Source organism: Enterobacter cloacae complex sp. 309I3 (genome assembly GCF_050031595.1).
GTDB classification, from domain to species: Bacteria; Pseudomonadota; Gammaproteobacteria; order Enterobacterales; family Enterobacteriaceae; genus Enterobacter; species Enterobacter cloacae.
This window is the reverse complement of record NZ_JBLGWI010000001.1, coordinates 4,929,726-4,947,264: the sequence shown is the minus strand read 5'-3', so window position 1 is coordinate 4,947,264 and position 17,539 is coordinate 4,929,726. Positions and strand designations below refer to the sequence as shown.

Sequence of the window (17,539 nt, the reverse complement as noted above, 5' to 3'; positions counted from 1 at the left end):
GGCGGACTCCACTCGAACAATAAAAGAAAACTATTGAATATTCATGATTGTTGGCGCACATCGACATGACCCAATGAGGGGGATGTGCGAACCGCTATCTGCGGTTATACACGCCATCGTTGAAACAACCTGAACGATATTGTGTTTATGCCCGGCCAGGATCGCTGGATCCCGATCGGGACCGCGGATCATAGCCTAAACTGAGCCAGAGATCTTCTGTTTCTCACAGATTCTTCCCGATTTATCCACAGGAAGATCCGAAACCGGGTAAGTGTAAACGATCCTGGCGGGAGTGCCCCACGATTTAGCCCGCATATTGGAAAATTTAATGAGAACAGACAATTTTTTGCTTAAATGATCTAACGAAGATCCAGGACGATCCTTGCGCTTTGTTGATGAGACCGTATAATCCTCGACCCGGCGCGTGATGCTCTTCTTCCTGCGTCGTCCGTTGCTCATTTTCCACGCGAAATCGTGCGGAAATACGCGGGAAATAAGGAAAGAGAATTGACTCCGGAGTGTACAATTATTACAATCCGGCCTCTTTAATCACCCACGCTGAGGCGTTAGTCGTTCGAATCTCGTTCGGGTATACGCAAAAGTCAGTGAATTTATTCAAGTTTAGGTAGAAATCGCCATGAAACGCACTTTTCAACCGTCTGTACTGAAGCGCAACCGTTCTCACGGCTTCCGTGCTCGTATGGCTACTAAAAATGGTCGTCAGGTTCTGGCACGTCGTCGTGCTAAAGGCCGCGCTCGTCTGACCGTTTCCAAGTAATAAAGCTAACCCCTGAGTGGTTAAGCTAGCATTTCCCAGGGAGTTACGTTTGTTAACTCCCGCTCATTTCACTTTCGTCTTCCAGCAGCCACTACGGGCTGGCACGCCGCAAATCACCATCCTCGGCCGCCAAAATTCGCTGGGGCATCCCCGCATCGGTCTTACTGTCGCCAAGAAAAACGTTAAGCGTGCGCATGAACGCAACCGGATTAAACGTCTGACGCGTGAAAGCTTCCGTTTACGTCAGCACGAACTGCCTTCTATGGATTTCGTGGTGGTGGCGAAAAAAGGGGTTGCCGACCTCGATAACCGTGCTCTCTCGGAAGCGTTGGAAAAATTATGGCGCCGCCACTGTCGCCTGGCTCGCGGGTCCTGATAGCCCTCATTCGGGTCTATCAACGCCTGATTAGTCCGCTACTCGGGCCACACTGCCGTTTCACGCCAACATGCTCAAGCTACGGAATTGAGGCATTGCGCAGGTTTGGAGTGATAAAAGGCAGTTGGTTGACGGTGAAACGCGTATTAAAATGCCACCCTTTACACCCAGGTGGAGACGACCCCGTCCCCCCAGGACCCTTTGATACCAGAGAACACTAACGATGGATTCGCAACGCAATCTTCTTATCATCGCTTTGTTGTTCGTGTCTTTCATGATCTGGCAGGCATGGGAGCAGGATAAAAATCCTCAACCCCAGCAGCAGACCACGCAGACAACGAGCAGCCAGGGGAGTGCCGCCGACCAGGGCGTACCGGCCAGTGGCCAGGGGAAACAGATTACGGTTAAGACCGATGTGCTTGAGCTGACTATCAACACCCGTGGTGGTGATGTTGAGCAGGCGCTGCTGTTGACCTACCCGAAAGAGCTGAAGTCTACCGAGCCGTTCCAGTTACTGGAAACCACGCCAGAGTTTATCTACCAGGCGCAGAGCGGCCTGACCGGTCGTGATGGCCCGGATAACCCGGCTAACGGTGCGCGTCCACTGTACAACGTCGAAAACGACACCTTTGTACTGGCTGATGGCCAGAACGAACTCGTTATTCCGATGACCTACACCGACGCGGCAGGCAACACCTTCACTAAAACCTTCACCCTGAAACGCGGTGAATATGCAGTGAACGTGGGCTACAGCGTACAGAACGCCGGTGCGAAACCGCTTGAAGTATCGACCTTTGGTCAGCTGAAGCAGTCCATCAATCTGCCGTCTCACCGTGACACCGGAAGCAGCAACTTTGCGCTGCATACCTTCCGTGGCGCGGCATACTCCACGCCTGACGCGAAGTATGAGAAATACAAATTCGACACCATTGCCGATAACGAAAACCTGAACGTCAGCTCCAAAGGCGGTTGGGTGGCAATGTTGCAGCAGTATTTCGCAACGGCATGGATCCCAAATAACGACGGTACCAATAACTTCTACACCGCGAATCTGGGCAACGGTATTGCGGCTATCGGCTACAAATCTCAGCCGGTTCTGGTTCAGCCGGGTCAAACCGGTAAGCTGGCAAGCACCCTGTGGGTCGGCCCGGAAATCCAGGACAAAATGGCTGCTGTTGCACCGCACCTGGATCTGACCGTTGACTACGGCTGGTTGTGGTTCATCTCTCAGCCGCTGTTCAAGCTGCTGAAGTTCATCCACAGCTTCCTGGGTAACTGGGGCTTCTCCATCATCGTTATCACCTTCATCGTACGTGGCATCATGTACCCGCTGACCAAAGCGCAGTACACCTCCATGGCGAAGATGCGTATGCTGCAGCCGAAGATTCAGGCAATGCGCGAGCGTCTGGGCGATGACAAACAGCGTCAGAGCCAGGAGATGATGGCCCTGTATAAAGCAGAGAAAGTGAACCCGCTGGGTGGCTGCTTCCCTCTGCTGATTCAGATGCCAATCTTCCTTGCGCTGTACTACATGCTGATGGGTTCCGTTGAGCTGCGCCATGCGCCGTTCGCCCTGTGGATCCATGACCTGTCCGCACAGGACCCGTACTACATCCTGCCGATCCTGATGGGCGTGACGATGTTCTTCATCCAGAAGATGTCTCCGACCACCGTGACCGACCCGATGCAGCAGAAGATCATGACCTTTATGCCGGTCATCTTCACCGTGTTCTTCCTGTGGTTCCCGTCAGGTCTGGTGCTGTACTATATCGTCAGCAACCTGGTGACCATCATCCAGCAGCAGCTGATTTACCGTGGTCTGGAAAAACGTGGCCTGCATAGCCGCGAAAAGAAAAAGTCCTGATTCGGTAAGTTAACGCTAAAATAAGGGCGGTCGATTGACCGCCTTTTTTATTTGTATTGAACGAGAGCAACCATGAGCCATAACGACACTATCGTCGCCCAGGCAACCCCACCGGGACGCGGTGGTGTAGGCATTTTGCGTATCTCCGGCCTGAAGGCGCGCGAGGTCGCTGAAGCGGTGCTGGGTAAACTGCCAAAGCCGCGCTACGCTGATTATCTGCCGTTTAAAGACAGCGACGGTACCCCACTGGACCAGGGCATTGCGCTGTGGTTCCCCGGCCCGAACTCCTTTACTGGTGAAGACGTGCTGGAGCTGCAGGGTCACGGTGGCCCGGTCATCCTCGACCTGCTGTTAAAACGTATTCTGACTCTGCCGGGCCTGCGCATTGCGAAGCCGGGCGAGTTCTCCGAACGTGCCTTCCTCAACGACAAGCTCGACCTGGCGCAAGCCGAGGCGATTGCAGACCTGATCGACGCCAGCTCTGAACAGGCGGCTCGCTCTGCTCTGAACTCGTTGCAGGGCGTGTTTTCCGCACGCGTAAATCACCTTGTGGAAGCACTTACTCACCTCAGGATCTACGTCGAAGCAGCGATTGACTTCCCGGATGAAGAAATCGACTTTCTCTCTGACGGTAAAATTGAAGCCCAGCTCAATGACGTGATGGCCGATCTCGATGCCGTTCGCGCCGAAGCGCGCCAGGGGAGCCTGCTGCGTGAAGGGATGAAGGTGGTCATCGCGGGTCGTCCAAACGCCGGTAAATCGAGCCTGCTGAACGCCCTCGCGGGCCGTGAGGCGGCGATCGTGACCGACATCGCCGGGACCACCCGCGACGTGCTGCGCGAGCATATTCACATCGACGGCATGCCGTTGCATATCATCGACACTGCGGGTCTGCGTGATGCCAGCGACGAAGTGGAGCGTATTGGTATCGAGCGCGCCTGGCAGGAGATTGAGCAGGCCGACCGTGTGCTGTTTATGGTAGATGGCACCACGACCGACGCCGTAGACCCGGCGGAGATCTGGCCGGACTTTATCGCCCGTCTGCCAGCTAAACTGCCGATCACCGTGGTGCGTAACAAAGCAGACGTCACCGGCGAAACGCTGGGCATCAGCGATGTGAATGGTCACTCACTTATCCGTCTGTCGGCCCGCACCGGCGAGGGCGTTGACGACCTGCGTAACCATCTCAAGCAGAGCATGGGCTTTGACACCAGCATGGAAGGCGGCTTCCTGGCGCGGCGTCGCCACCTGCAGGCGCTGGAAGAGGCGGCACGTCACCTTGAGCAGGGCAAAGCGCAGCTGATTGGCGCATGGGCGGGGGAATTGCTGGCGGAAGAGCTGCGCCTGGCGCAGCAGAATCTGAGTGAGATCACCGGGGAGTTTACGTCGGACGATCTGCTTGGGAGGATCTTCTCGAGCTTCTGTATCGGTAAGTGACCCCCGTTACTGAAGGGTGATTTCCCCCCAGGAAATCACCCTTGTCCAGTCGATTGCCGTACTCAAAGAGAGCCATCCGGCCGAAAAGTTTCTGAAGCGTTTTTTATTAGCCGATTATTGATCGCTACCCTGTGCGTGGCGGCGATCCTCACCTATGTAACCGTTTCCCTGGTGCTGCTGATGGAAACCATGGGTTTTAATCGCGAGCAGTATTCCACGATGGTCAGCATGGCGGTCTCGTTCTTGACGCCGTTTGCGCTCAATATGCTGATCGGGATTCTGATTGGCTGTAGCATGCTCTGCATCCCTTTACTTATGGTCCTCCAGCCCTTCACGCTGATCTGGCATAAACGGAACAGCCATAATCCGAAAATCCTCTGGCTACGCGAGACCATCAAGGCGTTATAGGGTGTCAGCAATCCAATTTTCGCCTAAGAAAATGTAAAGTTCGGTCCTCAGCCTTTTCTTACTATCATTTACTGATTAAAACAGGAGTTGAGTTAAGCGATAATGATGTAACCGTTTAACCGACTACGACCATTATCAAGGAGCGAAAAATGGCTACGCACTTTGCAAGAGGGATACTGACAGAAGGTCGTCTCGTATCGGCCAGAATTTCTTCAGCGTGTCACAGTGAAGCGCTCAAACTTCCTGAGCACCGTCGGTCGCGTTTTTTGGCGTCCCGGGCGCTTCTTGCTGAACTGCTGTTTATGCTGTACGGCACCAGTGAGCTGCCGGACATCATCATCCAACCTGAAGGTCGTCCGGTCTTTGCCGACCCGGAGCTGCCGCGTTTCTCCATTGCCTATACGGGCAATATTATTGGCGTGGCACTCACCACCGAAGGCGATTGCGGGCTGGATATGGAGCTTCAGCGCGCGACACGCGGTTTTCACGGCGCCAGCCCGCATGATGATTACCCGCTCTCCAGCAATGAACAGCTATGGGTGCGCAACCAGAACGATCCCACTGAAGCCCGGGCTCAGCTTATCACCTTGCGTCAGAGCATTCGTAAGCTCTGTGGTTGCGCGTCAGACGATGCCAGTCAGCTGCAACTCCTGCCGGGCTCCGGACGCCTGCGCTCCACGCAAGCCGCGCTGGTAGAAGCGCTCAGCGATGTTGAGGACGTACTGATCTGGTCTGTAGCAGTGACACCTGCCATTGAACGGCTGAAAATCTGGGAATTTGACAGTAAACAGGGATGGAGTAGCCTTCCGGATGTGCCCGAACGTGCCAACGAGCCCGCCGCGCGCCTGATGAGATTAACCAGTTTACCGGCAGAAAAAGCATATACCCTTAGCTGATCCGTTCAGGGTCATCATGATGAAACAGGAGTAATCATGTCTGAAACGTTGAAAGTCGTTACATTACTGGGAAGCCTGCGCAAAGGTTCATTTAACGGGATGGTTGCCCGTACGCTGCCACAGTTGGCTCCGGCGGGTATGGAGATTAGCGCCCTGCCGTCCATTGGTGACATTCCCCTTTACGATGCGGACGTGCAGCAGGAAGAAGGCTTTCCGCAGAGCGTCGAAGCGCTGGCCGAGCAGATTCGCCAGGCTGACGGGGTCGTGATTGTGACGCCAGAGTATAACTACTCGGTTCCGGGTGGTCTGAAAAACGCAATTGACTGGCTATCCCGCCTGCCGGAGCAGCCGCTTTCCGGTAAGCCGGTGCTGATTCAGACCAGTTCAATGGGTGCCATTGGCGGTGCGCGCTGCCAGTATCACCTGCGCCAGATCCTGGTATTCCTGGATGCAATGGTCATGAACAAGCCGGAATTTATGGGTGGTGTGATTCAGAATAAAGTCGACCCGCAGACGGGTGAAGTGGTGGATCAGAGCACGCGTGACCATCTCTCTGGCCAACTGACGGCGTTTGGGGATTATATCAAGAGGGTGAAGGCTTAAGTGAGGTGCGGGCTGATGCCCTCACCCCAGCCCTCTCCCACGGGAGAGGGTGCAAACATGTTTATTTCGCGTCGATAAACACAATCTTCAGCACAAACAGCAGCGCCACAATGATGACGCACGGGCTGAGGTCGCGGAAACGACCAGTGCCAATCTTCATCACGCAGTAAGAGATAAAGCCCAGCGCGATACCTTCAGTAATAGAGAAACTGAACGGCATCATTACCGCGGTAATAAACGCCGGTACCGCTTCGGTTAAATCATCCCACTTCACGCGCGACAGGCTGGAGGTCATCAGTACCCCCACGTAAATCAGCGCACCGGCAGCCGCATACGGTGGAACCATGCCAGCCAGTGGAGAAAGGAAGATCACCAGCAGGAACAGAATACCCACCACTACCGCGGTCAGACCGGTACGGCCCCCTACGGAGACACCGGAAGAGGACTCAATGTAAGCGGTAACAGAAGAGGTCCCGATAAAAGCACCGCTGACAGAGGAGATGCTGTCCACAAACAGCGCCTGCTTCATGCGCGGGAATTTACCTTTCTCATCCGCCAGGCCCGCTTTGTCGGTCACGCCAATTAGCGTGCCGGAGGAGTCAAACAGGTTCACCAGCATAAAGGAGAAAATCACCCCCGCCAGACCCAGATTCAGGGAACCCGCCAGATCAACATGGCCAATAACGGTAGAGACGCTCGGTGGTGCGGAGACAATGCCGTTATAGTGAACGTCACCCAGCATCCAGCCCAGCAGGGTGGTCACTACGATGGATACCAGCACCGCCGCATGAATATTGCGGGAAGCGAGAATCGCGATGATAAAGAAGCCCAGCACGCCCAGCAGCACGTTATGGGAGGTCAGGTGACCGATGCTGACCAACGTCTCCGGGTTAGCGACGATAACACCGGCATTTTTCAGCCCCATCATACCGATGAACAGACCGATACCGCTGGTGATACCCACGCGCAGGCTGACAGGAATGTTAGCAATCATCCAGTAACGCACGCGGAAAATAGTCAGCAGCAGCAGACCAACCGCGCCCCAGAAGATAGCGCCCATGCCGACTTGCCACGGCAGCCCCATCGCCTGAACCACCACGAACGCAAAGAATGCGTTAAGACCCATCGCCGGGGCCAGTGCGACCGGCAGGTTAGCAAACACGCCCATCAGAATGCTGCCAAGTGCAGCGATCAGGCAAGTAGTCACGAAGACGGCGCTGGTATCCATGCCAGCAACGCCCAGAATTTGTGGGTTAACAAAAACGATATAGACCATCGTCAGGAAGGTGGTAAAACCGGCGATCACTTCGGTGCGTGCCGTTGTGCCGTGCTCGCGCAGTTTAAACACGCGCTCAAGCAGACCCTGACCCGATGTCTGGGTTGTGTGTTGTTGACTCATCATCAATTTCCGAACAAGGAGGGAAAATTCGTCGCTATCCTATACCAAAATGCGACAATAGTGGCGGTTACGAGATACTTTTTTCATTGATTTTGCTTATACGGCAACGATTGCGTCTCGTTGAACTGCAGTACGTAAACGTTAAACTTGTAAAAAGGGAAAGGCATGTCCGGAATTGAAGCGGTATTTTTCGACTGCGACGGTACGCTGGTCGACAGTGAGGTCATTTGTTCCCGCGCGTATGTCGCCATGTTCCAGGAATTTGGTATTACGCTCGATCTCGACGAGGTGTTCAAACGCTTTAAGGGCGTGAAACTGTACGAGATCATCGACATCATTAACGCCGAACACGGTGTGGATCTGGCGAAAACGGATCTGGAACCGGTGTACCGCGCCGAGGTCGCACGCCTGTTCGATTCTGAGCTGGAGGTCATTGCTGGCGCAAACGCGCTGCTGGATGCCATGACGGTACCGATCTGCGTGGTGTCTAACGGACCGGTCAGCAAAATGCAGCACTCGCTGGGTAAGCTTGAGATGCTGCACCACTTCCCGGAAAAATTGTTCAGCGGCTACGATATTCAACGCTGGAAGCCAGATCCTGCGCTGATGTTCCATGCGGCAAACGCGATGAACGTCAACGTAGAGAACTGTATTCTGGTGGATGACTCGTCCGCGGGCGCGCAGTCGGGCATTGATGCAGGAATGGAAGTGTTTTATTTCTGTGCCGACCCGCACAACAAGCCGATCGATCATCCAAAAGTGACGACCTTTACCGATCTGGCGCAGTTGCCGGAATTGTGGAAGGCGCGCGGGTGGAATATTACACGATAGGTTTTTGTAGGCCCGGTAAGCGCAGCGCCACCGGGCATTTTAACCACTGATTACTCTTTCGGATCTTTACCCGCCAGCAGCTTGTCCAGCTCGTCGCCGCCCACGTGACGGAAGTCCTGACCTTTCACGAAGTAGAAAATGTATTCGCAAATGTTCTGGCAGCGGTCGCCGATACGCTCGATAGAGCGCGCGCAGAACAGGGCGGTCAGTACGCTTGGGATCGTACGTGAATCTTCCATCATGTAGGTCATCAGCTGGCGCACGATGCCTTCATACTCCTGGTCGACTTTCTTGTCTTCACGGTAGATACGTACCGCTTCATCCAGATCCATACGCGCAAAGGCATCCAGCACGTCGTGCAGCATCTGCACCGTGTGGCGGCCCAGCGACTCCAGGCTCACCAGCAACGGCTGGTGCTGCTGAGAGAATTTCTCCAGCGCGGTGCGGCAGATTTTATCCGCAACGTCACCGATACGTTCCAGCTCGGCGATGGTTTTGATGATGGCCATCACCAGACGCAGGTCGCTCGCCGTCGGCTGACGCTTGGCAATGATGCGCACACACGCTTCGTCAATCGCCACTTCCATCATGTTGACGTTTTTATCGCCTTCGATAACGCGCTTCGCCAGTTCGCTGTCCTGGTTATGCATCGCCGTGATCGCATCAGAAAGCTGTTGCTCGACCATGCCACCCATGGTCATGACCTGAGTGCGAATACTTTCCAGCTCTGCATTGAACTGGCCGGAAATGTGTTTATTAAGATTGAGATTGTCCATAGCGCGCTCCTGAATCAACCGTAACGACCGGTGATATAGTCTTCTGTTTGCTTTTTAGCGGGCTTGGTGAACAGATCGTCCGTGTTACTGAACTCAATCAACTCGCCCAGGTACATAAATGCCGTGTGGTCGGAGCAACGCGCAGCCTGCTGCATGTTGTGGGTCACGATAACCACGGTGTAATCCTGCTTCAGCTCGGTGATCAGCTCTTCGATACGACCGGTGGAGATCGGGTCCAGCGCTGAACACGGCTCATCCAGCAGCAGCACTTCCGGGCGGATCGCGATTCCACGCGCAATGCACAGACGCTGCTGCTGCCCGCCGGAGAGAGAGTAACCGCTCTGGTGCAACTTATCTTTGGTTTCGTTCCATAATGCGGCCTTGGTCAACGCCCACTGCACGCGCTCGTCCATATCGGCACGGGAGAGCTTTTCAAACAGGCGTACGCCAAACGCGATGTTGTCGTATATCGACATCGGGAACGGCGTCGGTTTCTGGAAAACCATGCCCACTTTCGCGCGCAGCAGGGCGATGTCCTGAGCCTGGGTCAGAATGTTTTCACCGTCCAGGATGATTTCGCCTTCGGCACGCTGCTCTGGATAGAGCGAGTACATTTTGTTAAAGGTGCGCAGCAGCGTGGATTTACCACAGCCGGACGGACCGATGAATGCCGTTACCTGGTTCTTCGCGATATCCAGGTTGATATTCTTCAGGGCATGGAATTTGCCGTAGTAGAAGTTCAAATCACGAACCTGAATCTTACCCGGGGCAGTATCAACCATACTCATTGACTCATTTCCTCATTCGGCGCCGCGAGCTGCCGCGCCGTAAAAATTTAACCGTGTTTCTTCTTCGCGAAAATGACGCGCGCCAGAATGTTCAGCAACAATACGCAAAGGGTGATGATCAGCACCCCGGCCCAGGCCAGCTGCTGCCATTCCGCGAATGGGCTCATCGCAAATTTAAAGATCGTCACCGGCAGGTTGGCGATCGGCTGCATCATGTCCGTGCTCCAGAACTGGTTGGAGAGGGCGGTAAACAGCAGCGGTGCCGTTTCACCCGCGATACGGGCAATGGCCAGCAGAATACCGGTCATGATCCCGGAGACAGAGGCTTTAAGCGTAATCGCGGAGATCATTTTCCACTTTGGTGTACCCAGCGCATACGCCGCTTCACGCAGACTGTCCGGCACCAGTTTGAGCATGTTCTCGGTGGTACGAATGACGATAGGCACCTGCAGCAGCGCCAGCGCAATCACACCCGCCCAGCCGGAGAAGTGTTCCATTTGTGCCACAACAATGGTGTAAACAAACAGACCCACCACAATAGACGGCGCAGAGAGCAGAATGTCGTTAATGAAACGAATCACTTCTGCGAGCCAGGATTTACGGCCATATTCCGCCAGATAGATACCCGCCATGATGCCAAGCGGCGTACCGAATACCGTCGCCCACAGGATCAGCAATCCGCTGCCTGCCAGGGCGTTCGCCAGTCCACCACCCGCCGTGTTCGGCGGAGGCGTCATTTCGGTGAACAGCGCCAGAGACATGCCGTCGATACCGCGAACCACGGTAGAGAAGAGGATCCAGATCAGCCAGAACAGACCGAATGCCATCGTCGCCATCGAGAGCGTCAGCGCGATACGGTTTTTAAAACGACGCTTCGCCTGCATTTTGCGGCGGGATTCCGCAAGCTGAGCAGGGCTTTGCATTTCGAGAGTTGCCATTAGCGTGCCCCCTCATTTTTCGCGAGACGCAGGATCATCAGCTTGGAGATCGCCAGTACGATGAAGGTAATCACGAACAGGATCAGACCCAGCTCCATCAGCGCCGCCACGTGCAGCCCGGATTCCGCTTCGGCGAACTCGTTTGCCAGTGCGGAGGTAATACTGTTGCCCGGCATATAGAGCGAAGCACTGTCGAGCTGGTAGGTGTTACCGATGATAAAGGTCACCGCCATGGTCTCACCCAACGCACGCCCTAAGCCCAGCATCACACCCCCAATCACCCCATTTTTGGTGAACGGAAGAACGATACGCCAGATCACTTCCCAGGTGGTGCAGCCAATGCCGTAAGCCGACTCTTTCATCATCACCGGGGTTTGTTCGAACACATCGCGCATAACTGCCGCAATGTACGGAATAATCATGATGGCGAGGATCACACCAGCCGCCAGAATACCGATACCGAATGCCGGGCCGGAGAACAGCGCCCCCACAAACGGAATAGCGGAAAGAACATTACCCACCGGCTCCTGGAAATACGTGGCAAACAGTGGCGCAAAGATAAACAGACCCCACATGCCGTACACGATACTTGGAATGGCCGCCAGCAGTTCAATGGCGATACCCAGCGGGCGTCGCAGCCAGCCCGGTGCCAGTTCCGTCAGGAACAGGGCGATACCAAAGCTTACCGGAACTGCAATCAGCAGGGCGATGAACGAGGTGACCAGCGTGCCGTAAATCGGCACCAGCGCACCGTAGATATCATTCGGCGCGTCCCACTCTTTGGTCCACAGGAAGGAGAAACCGAATTTCTGAATGCTCGGCCAGGAGGAGAAAATCAGAGACACGATAATGCCGCCCAGCAGCAATAGCACAATCAGCGCAGCCAGTTTTACCAGCGCGCTGAAAATCATGTCACCTTTTTTACCCGGAGGGTTAAATGCAGGCTTGGTTGCAGCCATAAATTACTCTTCTGTTTGAGACGTTTTACGAATATGCCCGGTGGCGCTGACGCTTACCGGGCCTACAGCGTTAACCGTAGGGCGGGTAAGCGTAGCGCCACCCGCCATCTTCGTTAAATATATCCTGTTAGTACAGCGCTTTACCGCTGCTGTCTTTCACGTTGGTTTTCCATGCAGCACGAATCTGCTCAACCACGCTGTCTGGCAGGCTGGCGTAATCCAGGTCATTAGCCTGTTTGCCGCCGTTTTTGTATGCCCAGTCGAAGAACTTCAGCACTTCTGCACCCTGCTCAGGTTTCTTCTGCTCTTTGTGAACCAGAATGAAGGTGGTAGAGGTGATTGGCCACGCGTCTTCACCTTTCTGGTTAGTCAGGTCCTGAGCGAAGGATTTGCTCCAGTCAGCGCCTTTTGCAGCGTTGGCAAAGTTCTCTTCAGTCGGGCTGACAGGTTTGCCATCAGCAGAAACCAGTTTGGTGTAGGACAGGTTGTTCTGCTTGGCGTATGCATATTCTACGTAACCGATAGAACCTGGCAGACGCTGTACGAACGCGGCGATACCGTCGTTCCCTTTACCGCCCAGACCGGTTGGCCAGTTAACGGTAGAGCCGGAACCGACTTTAGATTTCCACTCTTCGTTCACCTTCGCCAGGTAGCTGGTGAAGACGAAAGAGGTACCAGAACCATCCGCGCGGCGAACCACGGCGATGTTCTGAGAAGGCAGCTTCAGGCCAGGGTTGAGCTTAGCGATGGCTTCGTCATCCCATTTTTTGATTTTGCCCAGGTAGATATCACCCAGGGTTTTGCCGTCCAGCACCAGCTCACCCGACTTCACGCCCGGCAGGTTGATCGCCAGAACCACACCACCGATTACGGTCGGGAACTGGAACAGGCCTTCCTGAGCCAGTTTGTCATCAGACAGCGGAGCGTCGGATGCGCCGAAATCAACGGTGTTTGCGGTAATTTGTTTCACGCCACCGGAGGAGCCGATACCCTGATAGTTAACCTTGTTACCGGTTTCTTTCTGGTAGGTATCCGCCCATTTGGCATACACCGGCGCAGGGAAGGTTGCACCAGCGCCAGTCAGGCTTGCTTCTGCGAATACAGAGAAAGCGCTCAGAGATAAGGTCGCGGCGACAACAGTTGCGACAGTGGTACGCATAACTTTCATAATGTCTCCTGCAAGGATTTCGTAAATCATTGTTTAAGTGGCTACGATGAGCAAAATAGGACAAACAGGTGACAGATAAATGTACGAATTATGACAGTTTTATGACAATGGAAATTTAGCTTAAAAACCAGAGAAAGATTTCTTATTTATCATCATGTTAGCCACTATCATGACAACAACTTTTCAGAAATATTTTCTTTATGTGACACTGAAAAAAGTAGCTGAAGATGACAGATTGTCATAAATAAAAACGCGAATGCGTTGATTAAAAACAAACCAGGCAGGGTAAAAAAGCTCCACCCGAAGGTGGAGCCTGGAGGGATTATTCTACGGTGACCGATTTCGCCAGGTTACGCGGCTGGTCAACGTCGGTGCCTTTGATCAGCGCAACGTGGTAAGCCAGTAACTGCAGCGGCACGGTGTAGAAGATAGGGGCAATAACCTCTTCTACATGCGGCATCTCGATGATATGCATGTTGTCGCTGCTGGCAAAACCGGCGTCCTTATCAGCGAAGACGTACAGCACACCACCGCGGGCGCGAACTTCTTCAATGTTGGACTTCAGTTTTTCCAGCAGTTCGTTGTTAGGTGCCACAACGATAACCGGCATATCCGCGTCAATCAGCGCCAGCGGGCCGTGTTTTAGCTCGCCTGCCGCGTAGGCTTCAGCGTGAATGTAGGAGATCTCTTTCAGCTTCAGCGCGCCTTCCAGCGCAATGGGGTACTGGTCGCCACGGCCGAGGAACAGGGCGTGGTGCTTGTCAGAGAAATCTTCAGCCAGGGCTTCAATGCGCTTATCCTGAGACAACATCTGCTCAATACGGCTTGGCAGCGCCTGCAGACCATGAACAATGTCATGCTCAACAGAAGCATCCAGCCCTTTCAGACGCGCCAGTTTCGCCACCAGCATCAGCAGAACCGTCAGCTGCGTGGTAAACGCTTTGGTGGAGGCCACGCCGATTTCAGTGCCCGCTTTGGTCATCAGAGCCAGATCGGATTCACGCACCAGCGATGAGCCCGGCACGTTACAGATAGCCAGCGATCCCAGGTAACCCAGCTCTTTAGAGAGACGCAGCGCCGCCAGGGTATCTGCCGTTTCGCCAGACTGAGAAAGGGTGATCATCAGGCTGTTACGGCGCACGGCGGATTTGCGATAGCGGAATTCAGAGGCGATTTCCACATCGCACGGCACGCCAGCCAGCGACTCAAACCAGTAGCGAGAGACCATCCCGGAGTTGTAGGAGGTACCGCAGGCCACAATCTGAATGTGCTCAACCTTGCTGAGCAGCTCGTTTGCGTTGGCACCCAGTTCGCTCAGGTCCACTTCGCCGTGGCTGATACGACCGGTCAGGGTGTTTTTGATGGCGTTTGGCTGCTCGTAAATCTCTTTCTGCATGTAGTGACGGTAAGCGCCTTTGTCGCCCGCGTCGTACTGCAGATTGGATTCAATTTCAGGGCGCTTCACCTGCTCGCCTTTGGTATCGAATACCGTCACGCTGCGGCGAGTCACTTCTGCGATATCACCCTCTTCCAGGAAGATAAAGCGGCGGGTGACCGGCAGGAGCGCCAGTTGGTCAGAAGCGATAAAGTTTTCGCCCATGCCCATACCGATAACCATTGGACTACCGGAACGCGCCGCCAGCAGGGTGGACGGATCGCGGGAGTCCATGATCACCGTACCGTACGCACCGCGCAGCTGTGGGATTGCGCGCAGCACCGCGTCACGTAGCGTGCCGCCCTGTGCCAGCTCCCAGTGCACCAGGTGCGCAATCACTTCGGTATCGGTTTCAGAAACGAAGGTATAGCCGCGCGCTTTCAGTTCTTCGCGCAGCGGTTCGTGGTTTTCGATAATGCCGTTATGCACGACCACGATGTGTTCAGACACATGCGGGTGCGCGTTGCCTTCAGACGGTTCGCCGTGTGTCGCCCAGCGGGTATGCGCAATACCGGTGCCACCGTGCAGCGGATGTTCTTCCGCGGCCTGGGCCAGCATCTGCACTTTACCGAGGCGACGCAGACGGGTCATATGACCTTCTGCATCCACCACTGCCAGACCGGCAGAGTCGTAGCCACGGTATTCCAGACGACGTAAACCTTCGAGAAGGATTTCAGCAATATCACGCTGCGCAACTGCGCCAACAATTCCACACATAGTTAGATTTCCTGATTATGGCGTTATGCCATGCGTTGTCGCTGACCTGTATTTGCCCTTTCCGGGCGCCCCGAGCCTTGTAGAGAGTGGGGTTATTGTTATGGGTATTGCTTGTGGGGGGAGGATTATGTTATCCCCTCACCCCGGCCCTCTCCCCAAAGGGGCGAGGGAGAAAAACACCGCACCGAACGATCCCCTCTCCCTTTGGGGAGAGGGTTAGGGTGAGGGGTAAATCCGTTACTTCTTCTTCACCGGGCGTTTCCAGCCCTGCTTGTGCACCTGCGGCACACGGCTTAATACCAGTTCGTTATCGGCGATATCGCGCGTAACGGTTGTCCCGGCGGCAATCGTTACGCCGTTACCCACGGTAACAGGCGCCACCAGCTGAGTGTCGGAACCGACAAACACATCATCACCGATGATGGTTTTAAACTTATTCGCGCCGTCATAGTTGCAGGTAATCGTTCCTGCGCCAATATTCACGTTGTCGCCAATTTCCGCATCGCCCAGATAGGTCAAATGACCGGCTTTAGAGCCTTTACCCAGACGCGCTTTTTTCATCTCAACGAAGTTTCCAACATGTGAGCCTTCCAGCAGCTCAGCCCCCGGGCGCAGACGCGCGAACGGCCCAATAGTGCACGCTGCGTCAAGACGGGCATCTTCCACCACGCTGTATGGGCTAATTTCGCAATCATCACCGATGATGCTGTTTTTAATCACACAGCCCGCACCAATTTTGACGCGGTTACCCAGCGTGACGTTACCTTCCAGGATAACGTTAGTATCAATTTCAACGTCGCGCCCGTGCGTTAACGTTCCACGCAGATCGAAACGCGCCGGATCGCGCAGCATCACGCCGGCCAGCAGCAGTTTTTCGGCCTGTTCGGACTGATAAACACGCTCCAGACGGGAAAGCTGAAGGCGGTTATTCACCCCTTCGGTTTCGCTGATACGCGCCGGGTGAACCGCCGCAATCTCACGCCCTTCCTGGTACGCCATCGCAATGATGTCGGTGATGTAGTATTCACCCTGCGCGTTGTTGTTGTTGAGCTTAGACAGCCAGCGCTTCATGTCCGCGCCGTTAGCCATCAGGATACCGGTGTTGATCTCCTGAATCTGGCGCTGTGCTTCGCTGGCGTCTTTATGTTCAACGATACCCGTGACGTTGCCGTTTTCACGGGTGATGCGGCCGTAGCCGGTCGGATCGTCCAGCACGACGGTTAATAAACCGATACCGCCCTGCGGTTTGGCTTCACGCAGGCGAGTCAATGTGTCGATGGAGATCAGCGGAACATCGCCGTAGAGCATCAGAATGTCTTCGTCATCGGCAAAGAACGGTGCTGCCTGCTGCATTGCGTGGCCGGTTCCCAGCTGTTCAGCCTGAAGCACCCAGTTGAGCTTGTCATCGCTCAGCGTTTTTTTAAGCAGATCGCCGCCGTGGCCATAGACCAAGTGAACCTGGCGAGCGCCCAATTCATTTGCTGCATCAATAACATGCTGCACCATTGGCTTTCCTGCCAGTGTATGAAGCACTTTAGGCAGATCGGAATACATGCGGGTACCTTTGCCTGCGGCAAGGATCACCACGCTCATCGCACTGTTTGACATACGCATCCTGACGGTAGTTTGAGTGAGAAGTAAAAACGTTTGGTGCTTAAAATTCTACATCTTTTTCGTCATGAATTAAGGACGAAAAAAAAGCCAGCCTGGTATCCAGACTGGCTTTTGTGCTTTTCAAGCCGGTGTTACATCGCTTTTTTGGTCAACTCGATAACGCGCAGTTTGGCGATCGCTTTGGCCAGCTCCGCAGACGCCTGAGCGTAATCCACGTCACCATGAGAGCTGCTAATGTGCTCTTCAGCCTTACGCTTCGATTCCAGGGCTCGCGCTTCGTCGAGATCCTGGCCACGAATAGCGGTATCGGCCAGAACGGTCACACTGCCAGGCTGCACTTCAAGAATGCCGCCGGACAGATAGATAAACTCTTCGTGACCGAACTGTTTAACGATGCGGATCATACCAGGCTTAATGGCGGTGAGCAGCGGTGCGTGACCCGGGAAGATACCCAGTTCACCTTCACTACCCGTTACCTGGATTTTCTCGACCAGACCAGAGAACATTTGTTGCTCTGCGCTGACGACGTCCAGGTGGTAAGTCATTGCCATA

The 17,539-nt window shown here is 54.5% G+C and carries 17 protein-coding genes and 2 pseudogenes; 10 read left to right on the top strand and 9 right to left on the bottom strand.

The genetic code is table 11. The annotated features are described in order from the left end of the window. Positions 1-637 precede the first annotated feature (637 nt). From rpmH to ACQG22_RS23630, 9 genes and pseudogenes are all read left to right on the top strand, one after another. Positions 638-778 carry a 50S ribosomal protein L34 gene (gene rpmH / locus ACQG22_RS23670; protein WP_000831330.1) on the top strand — a complete coding sequence of 47 codons (141 nt, stop codon included), beginning with the start codon at positions 638-640 and terminating at the stop codon, positions 776-778. A gap of 16 nt (positions 779-794) precedes the next feature. Beyond that, a complete protein-coding gene (gene rnpA, locus ACQG22_RS23665; protein WP_028028049.1) occupies positions 795-1,154 on the top strand; it encodes a ribonuclease P protein component in 360 nt (119 codons plus the stop codon). After that, the gene (gene yidD / locus ACQG22_RS23660) at positions 1,118-1,375 is read left to right on the top strand and encodes a membrane protein insertion efficiency factor YidD (RefSeq protein ID WP_001307474.1); all 258 of its coding nucleotides are present in this window, start codon (positions 1,118-1,120) and stop codon (positions 1,373-1,375) included. The genes rnpA and yidD overlap by 37 nt, the downstream gene beginning before the upstream one ends. Positions 1,376-1,377: 2 nt before the next feature. Beyond that, on the top strand, positions 1,378-3,018 hold the full coding sequence (gene yidC, locus ACQG22_RS23655; RefSeq protein WP_020685445.1) for a membrane protein insertase YidC: 1,641 nt from the start codon (positions 1,378-1,380) through the stop codon (positions 3,016-3,018). A gap of 72 nt (positions 3,019-3,090) precedes the next feature. Further along, positions 3,091-4,455, top strand: coding sequence for a tRNA uridine-5-carboxymethylaminomethyl(34) synthesis GTPase MnmE (gene mnmE, locus ACQG22_RS23650; RefSeq protein WP_058678965.1), 1,365 nt, complete (start codon positions 3,091-3,093; stop codon positions 4,453-4,455). Between the two features lie 99 nt (positions 4,456-4,554). Further along, positions 4,555-4,722, top strand: a pseudogene (locus tag ACQG22_RS23645) (multidrug transporter subunit MdtL); the annotation flags it as partial. 60 nt (positions 4,723-4,782) lie between these two features. Then, positions 4,783-4,863 (top strand): annotated as a pseudogene (locus ACQG22_RS23640) (hypothetical protein); the annotation flags it as partial. A 149-nt stretch (positions 4,864-5,012) separates the two neighbouring features. After that, entirely contained in the window at positions 5,013-5,759 is a 747-nt protein-coding gene (locus ACQG22_RS23635; RefSeq protein WP_013099416.1) for a 4'-phosphopantetheinyl transferase family protein, read from the top strand. Positions 5,760-5,795: 36 nt separating this feature from the next. Next, positions 5,796-6,362: an NADPH-dependent FMN reductase gene (locus ACQG22_RS23630; RefSeq protein WP_013099415.1), complete on the top strand. Its 567-nt coding sequence runs from the start codon at positions 5,796-5,798 to the stop codon at positions 6,360-6,362. 61 nt (positions 6,363-6,423) lie between these two features. Here ACQG22_RS23630 and adeP read toward each other — a convergent pair whose 3' ends face one another. After that, on the bottom strand, positions 6,424-7,761 hold the full coding sequence (gene adeP / locus ACQG22_RS23625; protein WP_023621401.1) for an adenine permease AdeP: 1,338 nt from the start codon (positions 7,759-7,761) through the stop codon (positions 6,424-6,426). A gap of 165 nt (positions 7,762-7,926) precedes the next feature. Here adeP and yieH point away from each other — a divergent pair, with 165 nt between their 5' ends. Beyond that, positions 7,927-8,592, top strand: a complete 666-nt coding sequence (yieH, locus tag ACQG22_RS23620) for a 6-phosphogluconate phosphatase (protein ID WP_013099413.1) — start codon at positions 7,927-7,929, stop codon at positions 8,590-8,592. A 50-nt stretch (positions 8,593-8,642) separates the two neighbouring features. Here the strand turns inward: yieH and phoU are convergent, their stop codons facing one another. The 8 genes from phoU to ACQG22_RS23580 form a co-directional block, all read right to left on the bottom strand. After that, the gene (phoU, locus tag ACQG22_RS23615; protein WP_008500182.1) at positions 8,643-9,368 is read right to left on the bottom strand and encodes a phosphate signaling complex protein PhoU; all 726 of its coding nucleotides are present in this window, start codon (positions 9,366-9,368) and stop codon (positions 8,643-8,645) included. A gap of 14 nt (positions 9,369-9,382) precedes the next feature. Then, positions 9,383-10,156, bottom strand: coding sequence for a phosphate ABC transporter ATP-binding protein PstB (gene pstB, locus ACQG22_RS23610; RefSeq protein WP_008500183.1), 774 nt, complete (start codon positions 10,154-10,156; stop codon positions 9,383-9,385). A gap of 47 nt (positions 10,157-10,203) precedes the next feature. Beyond that, the gene (gene pstA, locus ACQG22_RS23605) at positions 10,204-11,094 is read right to left on the bottom strand and encodes a phosphate ABC transporter permease PstA (protein WP_013099412.1); all 891 of its coding nucleotides are present in this window, start codon (positions 11,092-11,094) and stop codon (positions 10,204-10,206) included. After that, complete coding sequence (gene pstC, locus ACQG22_RS23600; protein ID WP_013099411.1) at positions 11,094-12,053, bottom strand: phosphate ABC transporter permease PstC; 960 nt, start codon at positions 12,051-12,053, stop codon at positions 11,094-11,096. The genes pstA and pstC overlap by 1 nt, the downstream gene beginning before the upstream one ends. A 127-nt stretch (positions 12,054-12,180) precedes the next feature. After that, positions 12,181-13,221 carry a phosphate ABC transporter substrate-binding protein PstS gene (gene pstS, locus ACQG22_RS23595; protein ID WP_013099410.1) on the bottom strand — a complete coding sequence of 347 codons (1,041 nt, stop codon included), beginning with the start codon at positions 13,219-13,221 and terminating at the stop codon, positions 12,181-12,183. 322 nt (positions 13,222-13,543) lie between these two features. Beyond that, positions 13,544-15,373, bottom strand: a complete 1,830-nt coding sequence (glmS, locus tag ACQG22_RS23590) for a glutamine--fructose-6-phosphate transaminase (isomerizing) (RefSeq protein ID WP_020690250.1) — start codon at positions 15,371-15,373, stop codon at positions 13,544-13,546. A 237-nt stretch (positions 15,374-15,610) separates the two neighbouring features. Beyond that, entirely contained in the window at positions 15,611-16,981 is a 1,371-nt protein-coding gene (gene glmU, locus ACQG22_RS23585; protein WP_045293067.1) for a bifunctional UDP-N-acetylglucosamine diphosphorylase/glucosamine-1-phosphate N-acetyltransferase GlmU, read from the bottom strand. 137 nt (positions 16,982-17,118) lie between these two features. Beyond that, entirely contained in the window at positions 17,119-17,538 is a 420-nt protein-coding gene (locus ACQG22_RS23580; protein ID WP_006177560.1) for a F0F1 ATP synthase subunit epsilon, read from the bottom strand. Position 17,539 lies beyond the last annotated feature (1 nt).